We start from the raw sequence: 14,778 nt of genomic DNA on the forward strand, positions 1-14,778 counted from the left end.
AGCCTCCCCCGCCCGCTCCCGTCCGTTACGCCACCATCCCCACCACCACCTGCGCATACCGTTCCTCGCACACCACCGGACGCGGTGTCAGGCCACCCCGGCGGAACGCCTCCACCGCCGCCGGGGTCTGATGCTCGCTCGTCTCCACCACCAGGCAGCCGCCCGGGGCCAGCCAGTGAGCGGCCTCCGCAGTGACGCGGCGCAGGAGGGCGAGTCCGTCGGGGCCGCCGTCCAGCGCGCGGAGGGGTTCGTGGTCGCGGGCCTCGGCGGGGAGCAGCGGGACCTCTCCGCTGGGTACGTAGGGGACGTTGGCGGCGAGGATGTCGACGCGGCCCCGCAGTTCGGCGGGCAGGGCCTGGAAGAGGTCACCGGCGTGCACCCGGCCCCCGTACGGCGCGACATTGCGGCGGGCGCAGCGCACGGCGGCCGGGTCCATGTCGGCGGCGTGCAGTTCGACGCGGCCCAGCGCGGCGGCCAGGGCGGCGCCCACCGCGCCCGAGCCGCAGCACAGGTCGACCACCACGTGGGCGCCGGGGACCTGGGCGAGGGCCTGTTCGACGAGGAACTCGGTGCGTCGGCGGGGGACGAAGACACCGGGTTCGACGGTGATCCGCAGGCCCCTGAACTCGGCCCAACCGAGGACGAGTTCGAGGGGCTCACCGGCCGCGCGCCGGTCCACCATGGCGGCCAGTTCCGCCGGGCCGGAAGCCGTGGCCGTCAGCAGCCGGGCCTCCTCCTCGGCGAAGACACAGCCCGCGGCGCGCAGCGCGGCGACAACGCTCTCAGGGACCGACGGATCAGGAACAGAAGGTTCTGGAACAGAAGCGGAGGACAAAGGGAGCCTTTCGCGAGCCGAAGGGCACTCCCGCGGTCACCGGCAACCGGCGACCGCACCGATACGCGGGGAGAGCACCCGACCTGACACTGCGGTAATGGGTCTCACCCCCTCGGCTCACCACGTCCGGGACGCTCCACGGACGGGTCGCCAGGGTACCCCAGTGATCACGCCGCGCGCCGAGTTGTACGCTGCGCCCATGAGCGCGAGGGACGTTTCGGACACCGCTGTGGAGACCATCCAGCGCGAGATGACCGCCTTCGCCCGCCGTGCCCGCGCCTCGGCGGGCCGGATGCACCCGGAGCTGTCGCTGGTGTCGTACACGCTGCTCGGGCATCTGGAGGAGAGCGGGGGATGCCGGGCCACCGACCTCGCCGAGCACTACGCCCTGGACAAGTCCACGGTCAGCCGTCAGGTGGCGGCGCTGGAGCGGGACGGGCTGATCGGACGGGAACCGGACCCGCACGACCACCGGGTGCAGGTCCTGCGGCTCACGGACGCCGGGCGGCGACTGCTCGCCCGGGTCACCGAGCGGCGCCGGGAGGTCGTACGGCAGCGGCTCGCGGACTGGCCGGAGGAGGACCTGGAACGCTTCGCCGGATACCTGGTCCGCTACAACGCCCGCCGGCCCGCCCTCTAGGCCGCCGGCCCGCCCCCTAGGCCACCGGCTCCATCAGGTCGTCCGGCACCCGCGTGCCGAGGAAGAGGAGCTCGCGCCGGTGCCGGAAGCCGAGGGACTCGTAGAGCTTGATCGCGCCCGTGTTGTCGGCGCCGGTGTGCAGGAAGGGCCGCTCGCCGCGTTCCCGGATGCCGTGGGCGACGGCCAGCACGAGGCGCCGGGCGAGGCCCTGGCCGCGTACGGAGGGGTCGGTGCAGACCGCGCTGATCTCGCTCCAGCCCGGCGGTCGCACCCGCTCCCCCGCCATGGCGACGAGGGCGCCGCCCCGGCGGATGCCCAGGTAGATGCCGAGCTCCAGGGTGCGCGGCAGGAACGGTCCCGGGCGGGTCCGGGCGACCAGGTCGAGCATCTCGGGCACGTCGGCCGGACCGAGCCGTACGGCCTCCTCGTCCGGGGCGCCGGTCACGTCCGGGCCGACGAGCTGCACGCCGTCGACGCGGAAGACGGTCCCCCAGCCCTCGGGCGTCCGGCCCCGGAACCCCATCATCAGCGCCTCCTTGCCGGGACCGGCCAGGGCGGCGACATCCGCCCAGTCCGACGCGTCCGGCTCGTCGGGCAGAGCCACCCAGGGCGACACCTCCACCGGGTAGCGCAGCACCCGGCCGCGCCGCTCGGCGAAGTGGGCGTGCGGGCCGGTGAGCGCCGCCAGGGCCGGATTGTCGAGGACCCGGTCGTCCGCCTCGGACATGTGCTCCCTCTCTCGTAGCCGTCGCAGATGCCGTGCTGCCGTAGAGGATCAAGCAGGATCGGCCCGTGGCTATTCCCCGACGCCCGGGCCAGTACGGTTGAAGAGGCAACGTACTGAGAGCACGGCCGTCGCGCACGGCGGTCTGGAGGCACCACCGGCATGCATGTCACCCGAGGCTTCACCGGGCGCCCGCGCGTCCACAACCCCGGCCTGCCACCGGGCCAGTACGACGCGGGCGACGACTGGCCCGTCCTGTCCGCCGAGGTCACGCCGGATCTCGCGGCGGAGGAGTGGACGTTCCGTATCGACGGACTGGTCGCCGAGCCCCGCTCCTGGACCTGGGACGAGGCGCACGCGCTGCCCGCCTCGGTGTACGAGGGCGACATCCACTGCGTGACCAGCTGGTCGAAGTTCGGGGTGCGGTTCGGCGGTGTCTCGCTGGACGCCTTCTGGGACGCGGTCGGGCCGCTGGAGTCGGCCACCCATGTCGTGGCGTACTCGCACACCGGGTACACCACGAACCTCCCGCTCGCGGACCTGCGGGGCGGGCGGGCGTGGATCGCCTGGGAGTACGACGACCGGCCGCTCGCGCCGGAGCACGGCGGCCCCGCGCGGCTGCTGGTGCCGCACCTGTACTTCTGGAAGAGCGCGAAGTGGATCGCGGGCCTGCGCGTCCTCGACCACGACGAGCCGGGCTTCTGGGAGCGCAACGGCTATCACGACCGGGGCAACCCCTGGGAGGAGCAGCGGTACTCCGGTGACTGAGACCTTCACTCCCCCGACCCGCTTCGCCGTGCCCGGACGCATCGAGGTCAGCGCGCAGGCGGCGACCAGCTGGCAGACCGCCACCATCACCGAGATCCGGCCCGAGACCCCGCGCGCGGCCACCGTCCGGCTGGCGGTGCCCGTCTGGGCGGGCCATGTGCCGGGCCAGCACCTGATGCTGCGGCTGACCGCCGAGGACGGTTACGCGGCCCAGCGGCACTACTCGATCGCGTCCGCGCCCGACGACTCCGGGCACATCGAGCTGACCCTCGACCACGTGGCGGGCGGCGAGGTCTCCGGCTGGTTCCACACGGTGGCCCGGCCCGGCGACCGGGTGGAGGTGCGCGGCCCGCTGAGCGGCTTCTTCGCCTGGCCCGGTGACCGGCCCGCGCTGCTGATCGGCGCCGGGTCCGGTGTGGTCCCCCTGATGTCGATGGTGCGCCACCACCGGGCCCGCGGACTGGACGTGCCGCTGCGGCTGCTGGTCTCGGCGCGCAGCCCCGAGGAGCTGATCTACGCGCGGGAGTACGGCGCGGAGACGACCCCCGTGTTCACCCGCAGCGCCCCGACGGGGTTGCCGGTGGGCCGGATGTCGGCGGCCCATGTGGCCCCGCTGCTGGCCGAGCGGCCGCCCGGCGGCTGGGAGGCGTACGTGTGCGGCTCCAACGGCTTCGCCGAGCACGCCTCACGGCTGCTGGTCGCGGCCGGGCAGCCCGTGGACCGGATCCGGATCGAGCGGTTCGGCTGAGGCCGAGGGCCCCGGCATCACCACCGCGGGGTGGGACTCCCGCCGGGTGACCCGACCACTCGCACGGCGAAACGATCACGAAAGTTTCGCCGGGGAAGGTCGACCCGGCTGCTCTGACCAGCGGTTACTCGCCGAAGGGGAGCCGCAGGCACGGGCTCTGGACCTGGCGGGAGGTCCGATCACCGTCGTACGGTGTGTGATCATCCGTACCCCTCCCCCGCAAAGGCGGTCCTCCATGGCCCTGTTCGACCTGCCGCTCGACGAAATGCGCGAGTACGTCAGTGAGTCCGTCGCGCCGGAGGACTTCGACGCCTTCTGGTCGAAGACCCTTCAGGAGGCCCGCGAGCACGAGCTGGACGCCCGTTTCGAGCCGGTGGACACGGGGTTGACCACGGTGACGGTGTACGACGTGACGTTCGCCGGGTTCGGCGGGCACCCGGTGAAGGGGTGGCTGACGGTTCCGGCCGCGGCCGAGGAGCCGTTGCCGCTGATCGTGGAGTTCATCGGGTACGGCGGCGGGCGGGGGCTGCCGCACGAGCATCTGCTGTGGGCGTCCTCGGGGCGGGCGCACTTCGTGATGGACACGCGTGGGCAGGGCAGCGCCTGGGGCGCGGGCGGCGGTACGGCGGACCCGGTGGGCGGGGCGCCCGCGTACCCCGGGTTCATGACGCGCGGGATCGACGCGCCGGAGAACTACTACTACCGGCGGGTGTTCACGGACGCGGTACGGGCGGTGGAGGCGGCCCGGTCGCATCCGCTGACCGACGCCTCGCGCACCGCGGTGACGGGCGCCAGCCAGGGCGGCGGGATCACCATCGCGGTGGGCGGTCTGGTGCCGGACCTGGTGGCCGTCGCGCCGGACGTGCCGTTCCTGTGCGACTTCCCGCGCGCCACGACGCTGACGGACCGTCACCCGTACCGCGAGATAGGCGCGTACCTCAAGACGCACCGCGGCCGCACCCAGGACGTGCTGCGCACCCTCTCCTACTTCGACGGCGTCCACTTCGCGGCCCGCGGCCGGGCACCGGCCCTGTTCTCGGCCGCCCTGGAGGACCAGACCTGCCCGCCCTCGACGGTGTTCGCCGCCTTCAACTCCTGGGCCCATGACGAGAAGGCGATCGAGGTGTACGAGTTCAACGACCACGAGGGCGGCGGCCCGTTCCACGACGCGGCCAAGCTGCGCTGGCTGAAGTCGTACGCCTGAGTACCCGTTGCTCAGAGCCTCGGCGGCTCTCAGCATTCCGGGCATTTCGGCCCGGAAGGTCCGTCACATCACCAAAGCATGAGGGCTTCGGCTTGAGTACGGTCTCTCGTTTCCTGCTGCCGCTGGTGCGGCAGGGTTGCGCCACCTGCCTGCCCCGCATTCGTCTTGCGACGGGTGCGGGTGGCGCGGGTCTTACGGTCGGCTCCACGAGGCTTTGACGCCGCCGGGGCGGTGTCCTGGTCTCCGGCCACTCCGGTACCAGTGGTGCAGGCCGCCGCGAGCGCGGCGAGGTTGAGTGCGGCGTTGTCGTCCCGGTCGATGACCAGGCCGCAGGCGTCGCATTCGTAGGTCCGGACGTGCAGCGGCAGCTTGGCTTTCACCGCGCCGCACCCGGAGCAGGTCTTCGAGGAGGGGTACCAGCGGTTCGCGGCCACGAGGCGGGTGGCGTGGCGCCGGCGCGTCTTGTAGTCGAGCAGGCGGCGGATCTCGCCGAACCCGGCGTCGGCGATCCTGCGTGCGAGGCGCCGGTTCTTCAGCATGCCGGCGACGTTGAGGTCCTCGACCACGACCGTGCCGTACTTGGCGGCCACGCTGGTGGTGAGTTTGTGCAGGGCGTCCTCGCGGAGGTTCGCCACCCGGTGATGCACCTTGTTCCGCTGGGCGTTGGCCTTCTCCCACCGCTTCGACGGCTTGCGCCCGGTCCTGCGGTCGGGGCCTTGACGGCGGGACACGGTCCGGGACGCGCGGCGCAGCTGCTTGCACGCGGCGTCGTAGTGCCCGGGATTGGGCACGGTCCGGATCTCACCGGTCGAGTCGGCCATGACGGCGAGGGTCTTCACGCCGAGGTCGATACCGACCGCCGTGTCCGGGCGCGCCACGCGTTCGAGGTCGCGTTTGACCTCGGCCTGGAAGGAGACGGACCAGCGCCCGCGTTCGTGGCGGACGGTCGCGGACAGGACCCGCGCCGTCCCGGCCTGGACGTGGGCCAGGAGCTTGACCGTGGGCTCGTGGGTGCGGATCGTTCCGAGGCGGGGCAGGGTGACGTGCCGGCCGTCGGTGTCCACGCGGATCGTGCCCGTGGTGAACCGGCAGGCCGGACGCGTCTTCCGCTTCGGCTTGAACCGGGGCGTGCCCACCCGCTTGCCGCGCCGCTTGCCCTGTTTGGACTTCGCGTAGTTGTCGAACGCGGCCGACGCGTTCGCGAGGCCGGTGGAGTACGCCTCCTTGGAGTTCTCCTCCCACCAGGCGGAGAAACGCGGGTCGGTGTGCTTGGCCTCGTTGAACGCCTTCCGCAGCGACGGAAGTGACCATGGCCGCCACTCGGTCAGCGACTCCTCGGCGATCTTGTAGGTCTCCTCCGCGCGGCGCTGCCACCACGACGCCGTCACCCAGCCCACAGCCCAGTTGTACGCGGCCCGCGCGGCACCGCAGTGCGAACGCAGCGCGGCCTCCTGGGTGGCGTTCGGGTCCAGGGCGAACCGGAACGCCTGCACCACGAACCCGGGCTGCGGCTGGAACTTCTTCATTTGGCGTCCTCGCCGGTTGCCACGGCCACCGCGCGAGCGGCCCGGTTCTTCGCCGCCCGCCGCCCGTACAGGCGCACGCACATCGACGTGAGGACTTCGGTGATGTCCCCTACGAGGTCATCGGCGGTCTCGGTGGGGTCGAGGACGACCAGACGCCGCCCGGACGCCGACAGGACCGCTTCGAGGTGCTCGACACCGAACCGGGCAAGCCGGTCGCGGTGCTCGACCACGATCACCGCGGCCTGCGGGTCGGACAGCACCCGGTGCAGCTTGCGCCGCCGCCCGTTCAGCCCCGAGCCGACCTCGGTCACGACTTCAGCGACCGGCAGGCCAAGCCCGTTCGCCCCGTCCACCACCCGTGACGCCTGCCGGTCCAAGTCGGCTTTCTGGTCGGCTGACGAGACACGGCAGTACGCCACCACCCGCCCCGACACCGCAGAGGCATCCGCAGCGGGCTCGGCGACCAGCCACGTCCCCGACGGCGCTTGGGTGACGGGAACGGGCATCTTGCCGTCCTTCACCCATCGCCAGGCGGTCTGGTAACTCACGCCCTGCTGCCGCGCCCACGCCGAAAGCTTCACAAGATCAAGATATCCGGGACGTACGACTAGAAATGACTACGAATGACTAGAAAATCCGTAGCAGCTTTCACCCCTGCGTACGCCTGAGTTCGCCCGAGTACGCCCGGGCGGAGACTCTCGGCGGGCCGGTTTCAGCCGAACCCGCCCGACACCCTTCCCTGGTGGTTTAGACCAATGCTAGATGTGGTGGCGCAATGAGTCGACACGGCTACCGCACGTCACCAACAGGAGGGCGCGGCATGGCCCGCACCACCCCACACGAACACCCGCTCATCGAGGGGCAGCCCCTCTACTGGAGCGTCGCGACGCAACTGCTCGCGGAACTGCGCGACGGCACCATCCCGCCCGGTGAACGCCTGCCGGGCGAGCGGCACTTGGCCCGGCACTTCGGCGTGAGCCGGGAGACGGTGCGGCAGGCCCTTGAGGTGCTGCGGCACGACGGCCTGGTCGCCACCGACCGGCGCGGCAGCCACGCCACCCTGTCCGGCCGGCCGGTGGAGAACCCCGCCGCGCTGACCTTCCCGGTCGGCGCGCGGGCGGCGGACCCGCGCGCCGTGGACCGCGCGACGGTCACCTGGGAGGCGCCGCCGCCCGGCCACGCACAGGCCCTGGGCCTGGCCCCGCACCGTCCGACGCTGGTGCACCGCTACGAGTCCGAGGGCGCCGACGGACTGGGCCGCCGCACGGCCGTGACCTCGTTCTCGGCCGTGGCGCTCGCCGAGGTCGAGGAGCTCGGCCGCTACCGGGAGCGGGCCCGCTCGTCGACCGCGGCCCAACTGCGCCGCGCCTACGACTGGATGCGCAAGGCAGGCCTGACCCTGCACCACCGGGACGCCATCACGCCCCTCGCGGGCTCCTCCTCGGTCCGGGTCACCCGGCAGGTGCACGACCAGTACGCCCGCCCGCTGGAGATCACCGATCTGCTGGTGGACTCGCGACAGGACGCGCTGGTCTACGAGTTCACCCTCCCGGCGGCCGGCTGAGCCCCGGCCCGGCGGGCGAGCACCATCCGCACCCGCGGACTGCCGTCGCGGCGCTGCCCGAACTCGGGCAGCGCCGTCAACTCCACGGTCAGTCCGGCCCGTTCCAGCTCCCGGCGCACCTCGCCGAGCCGGAAGGCGCGGTAGTACATCACGAAGGGCGGGCGCCACAGGGCGTTGCGCACCCGCATCACCCAGTCGAAGCCCAGCAGCATCCAGTACGCCCGTGAGGTGGGCCGCGGTGGCGCGACGACCGGGAAGGCGAAGGTGCCGCCGGGCCTCAGGACCGAGTGCACCTGGGCGAACAGCGTGGGCAGTTCGCGCGGCAGGAAGTGTCCGAACGCGCCGAAGCTCACCACCAGGTCGAAGGCGGGCGCGAACGGCAGGGCGCGGGCGTCGGCGCGGACGTAGGACACCGGCGGGCCCGTCCTGCGGCGGCGTCCGCGCGCGACCGCGAGCATGCCCGCGCTGAAGTCGACACCGGTGACGCCCTGTTGGCACACCCGGGCGAGGACGTCGATCCCGGCGCCGGTGCCGCAGCACAGGTCGAGGCCGTGGTCGAAGGGTCCCCTGTCCGCCAGCGCGCGGGCCACGGCGTCGAGCACCGAGTCCGGGGTGCGGAAGGGGGTGTGGTCGAACTTCGGGGCGAGCAGGTCGTAACCGCGCTCGACGGACGACAGTGCCTGGACGGCGAGTTCGCGCAGGGAGGGGCCTTCGGGGCTGAACATCCGGGTCAGCTTAGAGCAGCGCGCTGGTCCACGACCGTGCGGACGCGGTCGCACCAGGCGAGGATCTCGCGCTCGTAGGCGAGCCCGGCCTGCAGGGTGAGGTACGGGCCGACGCGGTCGGTCTCGCGCAGGTACTCCTCCTCGGTCCGACCGGCCAGCAGCCGCTCCCGGACCCGTTCGTAACGCGCCAGTTTGGCCCGCGCCCAGGACATCCGCTCCTCGGCCAGGGCCCGGACCGCCGCTGGGTCCGCCTCGTCCATGGCCTGGATCTTGATCAGCAGTTCGTCGCGCATCGCGGCGGGCCGCCGTACCGGTTCGGCGGCGAAGGCGCCCAGCTCCGCGCGGCCGGTCTCGGTGAGCGTGAACATCCGTTTGTTGGGCCGGCGCTCCTGCTGGACGACCCGGGCGCTGACCAGGCCGTCCTGCGCCAGCCGCTCCAGCTCCCGGTAGAGCTGCTGCGGGGTGGCGGCCCAGAAGTTCGCGAGCGAGACGTCGAACAGCTTGGACAGCTCGTAGCCCGATGCCTCCCCCTCCAGGAGGGCGGCGAGGACGGCGTACTTCAGCGACATATGGACACGCTAGCAGGAGGTGATTAATCTCTTCTGCACCTACTCAACAAATTGACTATCGATTCTATCGATCCCTGGAGGGGCGATGCGGGCTTTCCGCGAGGCCATCGAAAAGTGGGACCTCGACGCCGCCGAGGCGTTGCTGGCCGAGGACGTCGTCTTCACCAGCCCGGTCGTGTTCAAGCCGTATCCCGGCAAAGCGATGACGGCGGCGATCCTGCGCGGGGTGGCGCGGGTCTTCGAGGACTTCCACTACGTCCGTGAGATCAGCGACACCGACGGCCGCGACCACGCCCTGGTCTTCAAGGCGCGGGTCGGCGACCGCGAGATCCAGGGCTGTGACTTCCTGCACGTCAACGACGAGGGACTCATCGACGAGTTCACCGTGATGGTCCGCCCGCTGTCGGCCGCCCAGGCGCTGGCCGAGGCCATGGGCGCGCAGTTCGACCGAATCGCGGCGGAGGCACAGCAACGCTCCGTGTGACAGGCGTCCGTTCGCGGTTTGATGGCTCCATGAGCACCGACGAGCAGGCACGGCTGATGCGGGCGAACCAGGCGAACTGGGACGCCCGCACCCCCGTCCACCTCGCCAGCCGCTTCTACGGCCTGGCCCAGGACCTCGATCCCGAGCGCTGGTTCGCCCCGTTCGAGTGGGCCGACCTCGGCGACCTGACCGGGCGGGACCTGCTCCATCTCCAGTGCCATCTCGGCACCGAGACCGTCGCGTTCGCGCGCCGCGGCGCCCGCGCGGTCGGCCTGGACTTCTCCGCCGCCTCCGTCGAGGCCGCCCGCGCGATCGCCGGGAAGGCGGGCGCCGAGGTCACGTACGTCGAGGCGAATGTGTACGACGCCGTGAGCGCCCTCGGCCCGGCCCGGTTCGACGTCGTGTACACCGGCAAGGGCGCCCTGTGCTACCTGCCGGACCTGCCGCGCTGGGCGGGAGTCGTGGCCGAACTCCTGCGCCCCGGCGGCCTGTTGTACATCGTGGAGTTCCATCCCCTGCTCAACTCCCTGGGCCCCAAGCCCGCGCCGGGCGAGGGGCCGGAACTGCTGCTGCTGCGCCACGACTACCTGGGCGGCGGCGGCCCCGTGCACCGGGACGCGACCCACACCTACACCGACGGCCCGGCCGTCGAGGGCGCCACCGACAGTTACGAGTGGATGCACGGAATAGGAGAGGTCGTCACCGCGTTGACGGACGCGGGACTGACCGTCCGACAGCTCCGTGAGAGCGACGAGCTGCCCTGGCAGCGCTGGCCGCACATGGTGCGCACGGACTCCGGCTGGTGGCGTCTCCCCGAGCCCCGGATCCCCCTGTTGTACGGACTCCTCGCCACACACTGATCCCCCGTGGTACCGTCTGGTTAGCACTTGTGTACGCCCGGTCCCGGGCGCCGGTGCCAGTTCACCTTCGGTTCAGCCGGTGCTTCCGGCTTTCCCATCACCTCGTGACCAGCGGTTTCGCCGTACCCCGAGGTGCTGTTCCCGCCGCCTTGAGGCGCGCTGAGTCCGCCTCGCTTCCCGCGGCCATCCCCTTCCCCACGCATGCCTCATGCCGTCCGTCCGCGAAAGGACCCACCCCATGACCACCACACTCGAACCCGCGGTCCGGAACTCCGCGCCCCCCACCGTCCTCGGCGTGCTCGACATCGACGCCGGCGGGAAGGGGCACCTGCGCGCCGCCGACAGCCTGCTGCCCACCTCCTCCGACCTCCAGGTCTCCCCCGCCCTGATCCGCCGCCACGGCCTGCGCAAGGGCGACCTCGTCGAGGGCGTGCGCGGCGACCGGCGGAGCCTGACCGAGGTCGCCCGCGTCAACAGCCGCGCCCCCGAACGCGACCGCCGCCGCTTCTCCGACCTCACCCCGCTGCACCCGAGCGAGCGGATCCGCCTCGAACACCCGGCCGCCGGGCCGACCGGGCGCGTCGCCGACCTGCTCACCCCCGTCGGCAAGGGCCAGCGCGGGCTGATCGTGGCCCCGCCCAAGACCGGCAAGACCGTGCTGCTCCAGCAGCTCGCCGCCGCCGTGGCCGGCAACCACCCCGAGTGCCGGCTGATGGTACTGCTGCTCGACGAACGCCCCGAGGAAGTCACCGAGATGCGGCGCTCGGTGCGCGGCGAGGTGTACGCCTCCACGTTCGACCGGGCGCCCAAGCAGCACATCGCGCTCGCCGAACTCGTCGTCGAACGGGCCAAGCGGCTCGTCGAGGCGGGCGAGGACGTGGTGATCCTGCTGGACTCGCTGACCCGGCTGTGCCGGGCCCACAACAACGCGGCCGCCGCCGGTGGCCGTACCCTCAGCGGCGGGGTGGACGCCTCCGCGCTGATCGGCCCGAAGCGGTTCTTCGGCGCCGCGCGGTCCGCCGAGGAGGGCGGCTCGCTCACCATCCTGGCCACGGCCCTGGTGGAGACCGGCTCCCGGGCCGACGACTTCTACTTCGAGGAGCTGAAGAGCACCGGCAACATGGAGCTGCGCCTGAGCCGCGAGTTGGCCGCACGCCGGGTCTTCCCGGCGATCGACGTCAATCCTTCCGGCACCCGTCGCGAGGAACTCCTGCTGACCGGACCGGAGTTGGCGGCAGTCCCCGGCCTGCGCCGCGCGCTCCAGAACAAGGACGGCCTGGAGACCCTGTTGGAACGTCTGCGCGAGACGCCGGACAACTCCTCCTTCCTGCGGCGGATCCGGCCGACGCTGCCGAAGGACGCCTGACCGCCGTACGGCATCCGGGTGCTCGCGGGCGACGCTCCGTCAGGGCAGCGCGGTGTGCGGCCTCGCTGTTCCTACGTTGATTCATATGAAGATCAGACTCTCTTCCCGGGTGACCGCGTCGTCCTGTGCGCTGTGTGTGGCGGGCCTGCTGGCGCTCGGGCCCGCCGCGGTGGCCGACGAGGGCGGAGCGGGGTCCGGCGGCGCGGACCGGGCGCGTACGGCGGCGGAGCAGCGGCCGTCGCTGCTGAACCGCTCCGGCACGCAGGTCAGGCCGCGGGCGGGGGCGCCCCGGGTACCGCGGGTCTCGGCGCTGTCCTGGGTGGTCGCCGACGCCGACACCGGCGAGGTGCTGGCCGCGAAGAACGCGCACCGCAAGCTCCCGCCCGCCAGCACCCTGAAAACCCTGTTCGCGCTGACGGTGCTGCCCATCCTGCCCGCGGGGATCCGGCACACGGTCGACGAGGAGGAGCTGGCGGGCATCGGCCCCGGCAGCAGCATGGTCGGCGTCGCCGAGGACCGCACCTACCGGATCTCGGACCTGTGGAACGGGGTGTTCCTGAACTCCGGGAACGACGCCGTGCACGTCCTGGCCCACCTCAGCGGCGGCTGGCGGGCCACGGCCGCGCGGATGCAGGCCAAGGCCCGGGCGCTCGGCGCCCACGACACGCGTGTGCTCTCCCCGGACGGGTACGACACGCCGGGCCAGGTCTCCTCGGCCTTCGACCTGGCGGTGTTCGGCCGGGCGGGGCTGCGCAACAAGGAGTTCGCGCGGTACTGCGGCACGGTCGAGGCGCGGTTCCCGGCCCGCGACGGCGGGTCGTACGCCATCCGCAACACCAACCGGCTGCTCACCGGCTCCGACGGAGTGGAGCCCTACCCCGGTCTGATCGGCATCAAGAACGGCTACACCAGCAAGGCCGGACACACCCTCGTCTCCGCCGCCCGCAAGGACGGACGCACCCTCGTCGTCACGGTCATGAACCCGCAGTACGGCGGTGGCTTCACCGTCTACGAGGAGGCGCGGGAGCTGCTCGACTGGGGCTTCGAGGCGGCCGACAGGGTCGACGCGGTGGGCTCCCTCGACGAACTGCGCACCAAGCCCCGCCCCGGCCCGGAACCGGCGCCCACCACCGCCCCGGTGGCGAAGCCGGTGCACAAGGGCCCGGGCTGGGCGGAGGCGGGGATGGTCGCGGGCGCCGGGATCGCGGGGGCCGGGGTCATGGCGGCGGCGACCCTACGGCCGAGGAGGGAGCGGGACGCGGAAGAGTGATCCGGCCGGGCGACACGGCCCACGTGAACCGAGAGCGGAACCGCCGGGCGGACGCCGGAGTCACGGCCGTGCCCCTGCGACCCGATCCGAGGAGTGCCCCGGCCCCGGCGCTCAGAGGAAGCGGGAGCTCGGTACCGGTCCCGAGGACTGCAGGCGGGATCGTTCGCCCTGGAGCCAGGTGTCCCGGACCGTTGTGACGAAGGCGCGCAGTGCTTCGTCCGGGTCCGCGGGGGCGTCGTCGTCGCCCTCGTCCGGGGTCGGGTCGGCGGCGACGATGTCCGCGGCGATCTCTTCCTCGGGGCGCTCGTCCGGGGCCGAGCGCTCGATGGAGCCGTCCTCCGTCTGGCGCAGTACGCCCGCCCAGGGCGCCGTGTTCGACTGGTGGAGCAGGGTGACGCTGTCGGCGCAGACGGCGGGCGCGTCGGTCCAGCAGCTCGCGTGCTCGTGCAGCACCTGCCCCGGGGTCCGCTCGAAGAGCTGCCCGAGGATCTCCGGCTCGACGTCGTTCAGGTCGTAGGCCACGACCACGGTGTCCGCCCGCTCGGGCGCGAAGGGCAGCGCGGGAAGCCCGAGTACCTCGGCCGCCGCCAGGCCCAGGACGCGGCTGGCGCGGTCGGGCAGCAGGGACACGGACGTGGGCCGCACCCCGGCCGACTCCAGTACGGTCCTCAGCCGCAGCAGTCCGCGCAGGCACTGGTCGTAGGAGTCCTGCAGCCAGGCGTACCGCCCGGTCATGCCCGCGCTGTAGCCGTGCGGGGACAGGGTGCCGAGGACGGTGCCGCCGAGCACGTACTGCCAGCCCCGCAGGTCCGTACGGTCCAATGCTCCCGCGCCCTGCGCGCTCGCCGCCCGCTCCAGCATGCGGTTCTGCCGCGCCCGCGCGAACTGCCACTGGTCGTCCTCCGGAGGGGCGAGCAGCGCGTGCTGACGCCGGGCCAGCGCAAGGTCGCCCGCCAGGAGGGCGTTGTGGACCAGGAGATAGCGGTCCGGCCAGTCGGTCAGCTCACCCTCGTGCGCCGACAGGACTTCCACGGCCTCGCCGTGCCGTTCCTCGCGCTCGTAGGCGGAGACGAGTTCGCGCAGGGCAGCCAGGGAACCCGGTGCCAGGCGCAGCGCCTCGCGCAGGGCGGGGACGGCCAGATAGGACACGCCGCGCTCCACGCACGCGTACCCGTAGTCGTACAGCTCCTGCGGCCGGTCGGGGTGGGCGACGACGGCCTCGGCGGCCTGTTCCAGGTCGTCGAACCCCGCCGCGCCGGCGGCGCGGGCCACCACCAGGGCGGTCTCCGCCAGGGGCAGCGTGTCGGTGCCGGAGCGCAGTTGCCGCAGCGCGCCGGGTATGTCACCGGAGTCGAGGGACTCCCAGGCCTTGAGGAGTTCGGGGGACTTGGGGCGGCGGGGCTTGCGCGAGAACATGTTGATGATCATCGCCGGTCGGGCGGGACGGCTCAACCGGATTGCCTGACCCGGCCCCTGTCGGCCCGTCAGAAGACCT

The 14,778-nt window shown here is 72.5% G+C and carries 16 protein-coding genes; 9 read left to right on the forward strand and 7 right to left on the reverse strand.

Annotation, left to right across the window (positions count from 1 at the left end; translation table 11 throughout):
• Nucleotides 1-25 precede the first annotated feature (25 nt).
• The gene (locus tag GA0115233_RS08105; RefSeq protein ID WP_093719426.1) at nucleotides 26-835 is read right to left on the reverse strand and encodes a putative protein N(5)-glutamine methyltransferase; all 810 of its coding nucleotides are present in this window, start codon (nucleotides 833-835) and stop codon (nucleotides 26-28) included.
• 199 nt (nucleotides 836-1,034) lie between these two features.
• Here GA0115233_RS08105 and GA0115233_RS08110 point away from each other — a divergent pair, with 199 nt between their 5' ends.
• The gene (locus tag GA0115233_RS08110; RefSeq protein ID WP_093719498.1) at nucleotides 1,035-1,475 is read left to right on the forward strand and encodes a MarR family winged helix-turn-helix transcriptional regulator; all 441 of its coding nucleotides are present in this window, start codon (nucleotides 1,035-1,037) and stop codon (nucleotides 1,473-1,475) included.
• Between the two features lie 16 nt (nucleotides 1,476-1,491).
• Here GA0115233_RS08110 and GA0115233_RS08115 read toward each other — a convergent pair whose 3' ends face one another.
• A complete protein-coding gene (locus tag GA0115233_RS08115) occupies nucleotides 1,492-2,202 on the reverse strand; it encodes a GNAT family N-acetyltransferase (RefSeq protein ID WP_093719427.1) in 711 nt (236 codons plus the stop codon).
• A 159-nt stretch (nucleotides 2,203-2,361) separates the two neighbouring features.
• On the opposite strand from GA0115233_RS08115, the gene GA0115233_RS08120 reads away from it, so the two are divergent.
• The 3 genes from GA0115233_RS08120 (at nucleotide 2,362) to GA0115233_RS08130 (ending at nucleotide 4,919) form a co-directional block, all read left to right on the forward strand.
• Entirely contained in the window at nucleotides 2,362-2,967 is a 606-nt protein-coding gene (locus GA0115233_RS08120; protein WP_093719428.1) for a sulfite oxidase-like oxidoreductase, read from the forward strand.
• Nucleotides 2,960-3,715, forward strand: a complete 756-nt coding sequence (locus tag GA0115233_RS08125; RefSeq protein ID WP_093719429.1) for a ferredoxin reductase — start codon at nucleotides 2,960-2,962, stop codon at nucleotides 3,713-3,715. Before GA0115233_RS08120 ends, GA0115233_RS08125 begins: the two co-directional genes overlap by 8 nt.
• A 235-nt stretch (nucleotides 3,716-3,950) precedes the next feature.
• Complete coding sequence (locus GA0115233_RS08130; protein WP_093719430.1) at nucleotides 3,951-4,919, forward strand: acetylxylan esterase; 969 nt, start codon at nucleotides 3,951-3,953, stop codon at nucleotides 4,917-4,919.
• A gap of 68 nt (nucleotides 4,920-4,987) precedes the next feature.
• Here GA0115233_RS08130 and tnpB read toward each other — a convergent pair whose 3' ends face one another.
• Together tnpB and GA0115233_RS08140 are read right to left on the reverse strand one after the other, a co-directional pair.
• Entirely contained in the window at nucleotides 4,988-6,445 is a 1,458-nt protein-coding gene (gene tnpB, locus GA0115233_RS08135; RefSeq protein WP_093719431.1) for an IS607 family element RNA-guided endonuclease TnpB, read from the reverse strand.
• Nucleotides 6,442-7,026: an IS607 family transposase gene (locus GA0115233_RS08140; RefSeq protein WP_093719432.1), complete on the reverse strand. Its 585-nt coding sequence runs from the start codon at nucleotides 7,024-7,026 to the stop codon at nucleotides 6,442-6,444. Before GA0115233_RS08140 ends, tnpB begins: the two co-directional genes overlap by 4 nt.
• A gap of 239 nt (nucleotides 7,027-7,265) precedes the next feature.
• Between GA0115233_RS08140 and GA0115233_RS08145 the strand changes: the two genes are divergently transcribed.
• Nucleotides 7,266-8,009: a GntR family transcriptional regulator gene (locus tag GA0115233_RS08145; protein ID WP_093719433.1), complete on the forward strand. Its 744-nt coding sequence runs from the start codon at nucleotides 7,266-7,268 to the stop codon at nucleotides 8,007-8,009.
• Here GA0115233_RS08145 and GA0115233_RS08150 read toward each other — a convergent pair.
• On the reverse strand, nucleotides 7,979-8,734 hold the full coding sequence (locus GA0115233_RS08150; protein ID WP_093719434.1) for a class I SAM-dependent methyltransferase: 756 nt from the start codon (nucleotides 8,732-8,734) through the stop codon (nucleotides 7,979-7,981). The two genes, GA0115233_RS08145 and GA0115233_RS08150, sit on opposite strands and share 31 nt — an antisense overlap.
• Nucleotides 8,735-8,739: 5 nt before the next feature.
• Complete coding sequence (locus GA0115233_RS08155) at nucleotides 8,740-9,303, reverse strand: PadR family transcriptional regulator (protein WP_093719435.1); 564 nt, start codon at nucleotides 9,301-9,303, stop codon at nucleotides 8,740-8,742.
• An 85-nt stretch (nucleotides 9,304-9,388) separates the two neighbouring features.
• Between GA0115233_RS08155 and GA0115233_RS08160 the strand changes: the two genes are divergently transcribed.
• The 4 genes from GA0115233_RS08160 (at nucleotide 9,389) to GA0115233_RS08175 (ending at nucleotide 13,283) form a co-directional block, all read left to right on the forward strand.
• Nucleotides 9,389-9,787 (forward strand): nuclear transport factor 2 family protein, encoded by a 399-nt coding sequence (locus GA0115233_RS08160; protein WP_093719436.1) that lies wholly within the window; start codon nucleotides 9,389-9,391, stop codon nucleotides 9,785-9,787.
• Nucleotides 9,788-9,816: 29 nt separating this feature from the next.
• Nucleotides 9,817-10,647 carry a class I SAM-dependent methyltransferase gene (locus GA0115233_RS08165; RefSeq protein WP_093719437.1) on the forward strand — a complete coding sequence of 277 codons (831 nt, stop codon included), beginning with the start codon at nucleotides 9,817-9,819 and terminating at the stop codon, nucleotides 10,645-10,647.
• Nucleotides 10,648-10,885: 238 nt separating this feature from the next.
• Nucleotides 10,886-12,013: a transcription termination factor Rho gene (gene rho, locus GA0115233_RS08170; protein ID WP_093719438.1), complete on the forward strand. Its 1,128-nt coding sequence runs from the start codon at nucleotides 10,886-10,888 to the stop codon at nucleotides 12,011-12,013.
• Nucleotides 12,014-12,098: 85 nt separating this feature from the next.
• A complete protein-coding gene (locus GA0115233_RS08175; RefSeq protein ID WP_093719439.1) occupies nucleotides 12,099-13,283 on the forward strand; it encodes a D-alanyl-D-alanine carboxypeptidase family protein in 1,185 nt (394 codons plus the stop codon).
• A gap of 111 nt (nucleotides 13,284-13,394) precedes the next feature.
• On the opposite strand, the gene GA0115233_RS08180 is transcribed toward GA0115233_RS08175, so the two are convergent.
• Entirely contained in the window at nucleotides 13,395-14,699 is a 1,305-nt protein-coding gene (locus GA0115233_RS08180; protein ID WP_093719499.1) for a hypothetical protein, read from the reverse strand.
• Between the last annotated feature and the right edge of the window lie 79 nt (nucleotides 14,700-14,778).

Origin of the sequence: Streptomyces sp. DI166 (assembly GCF_900091315.1) — a bacterium.
GTDB lineage: Bacteria > Actinomycetota > Actinomycetes > Streptomycetales > Streptomycetaceae > Streptomyces > Streptomyces fuscus.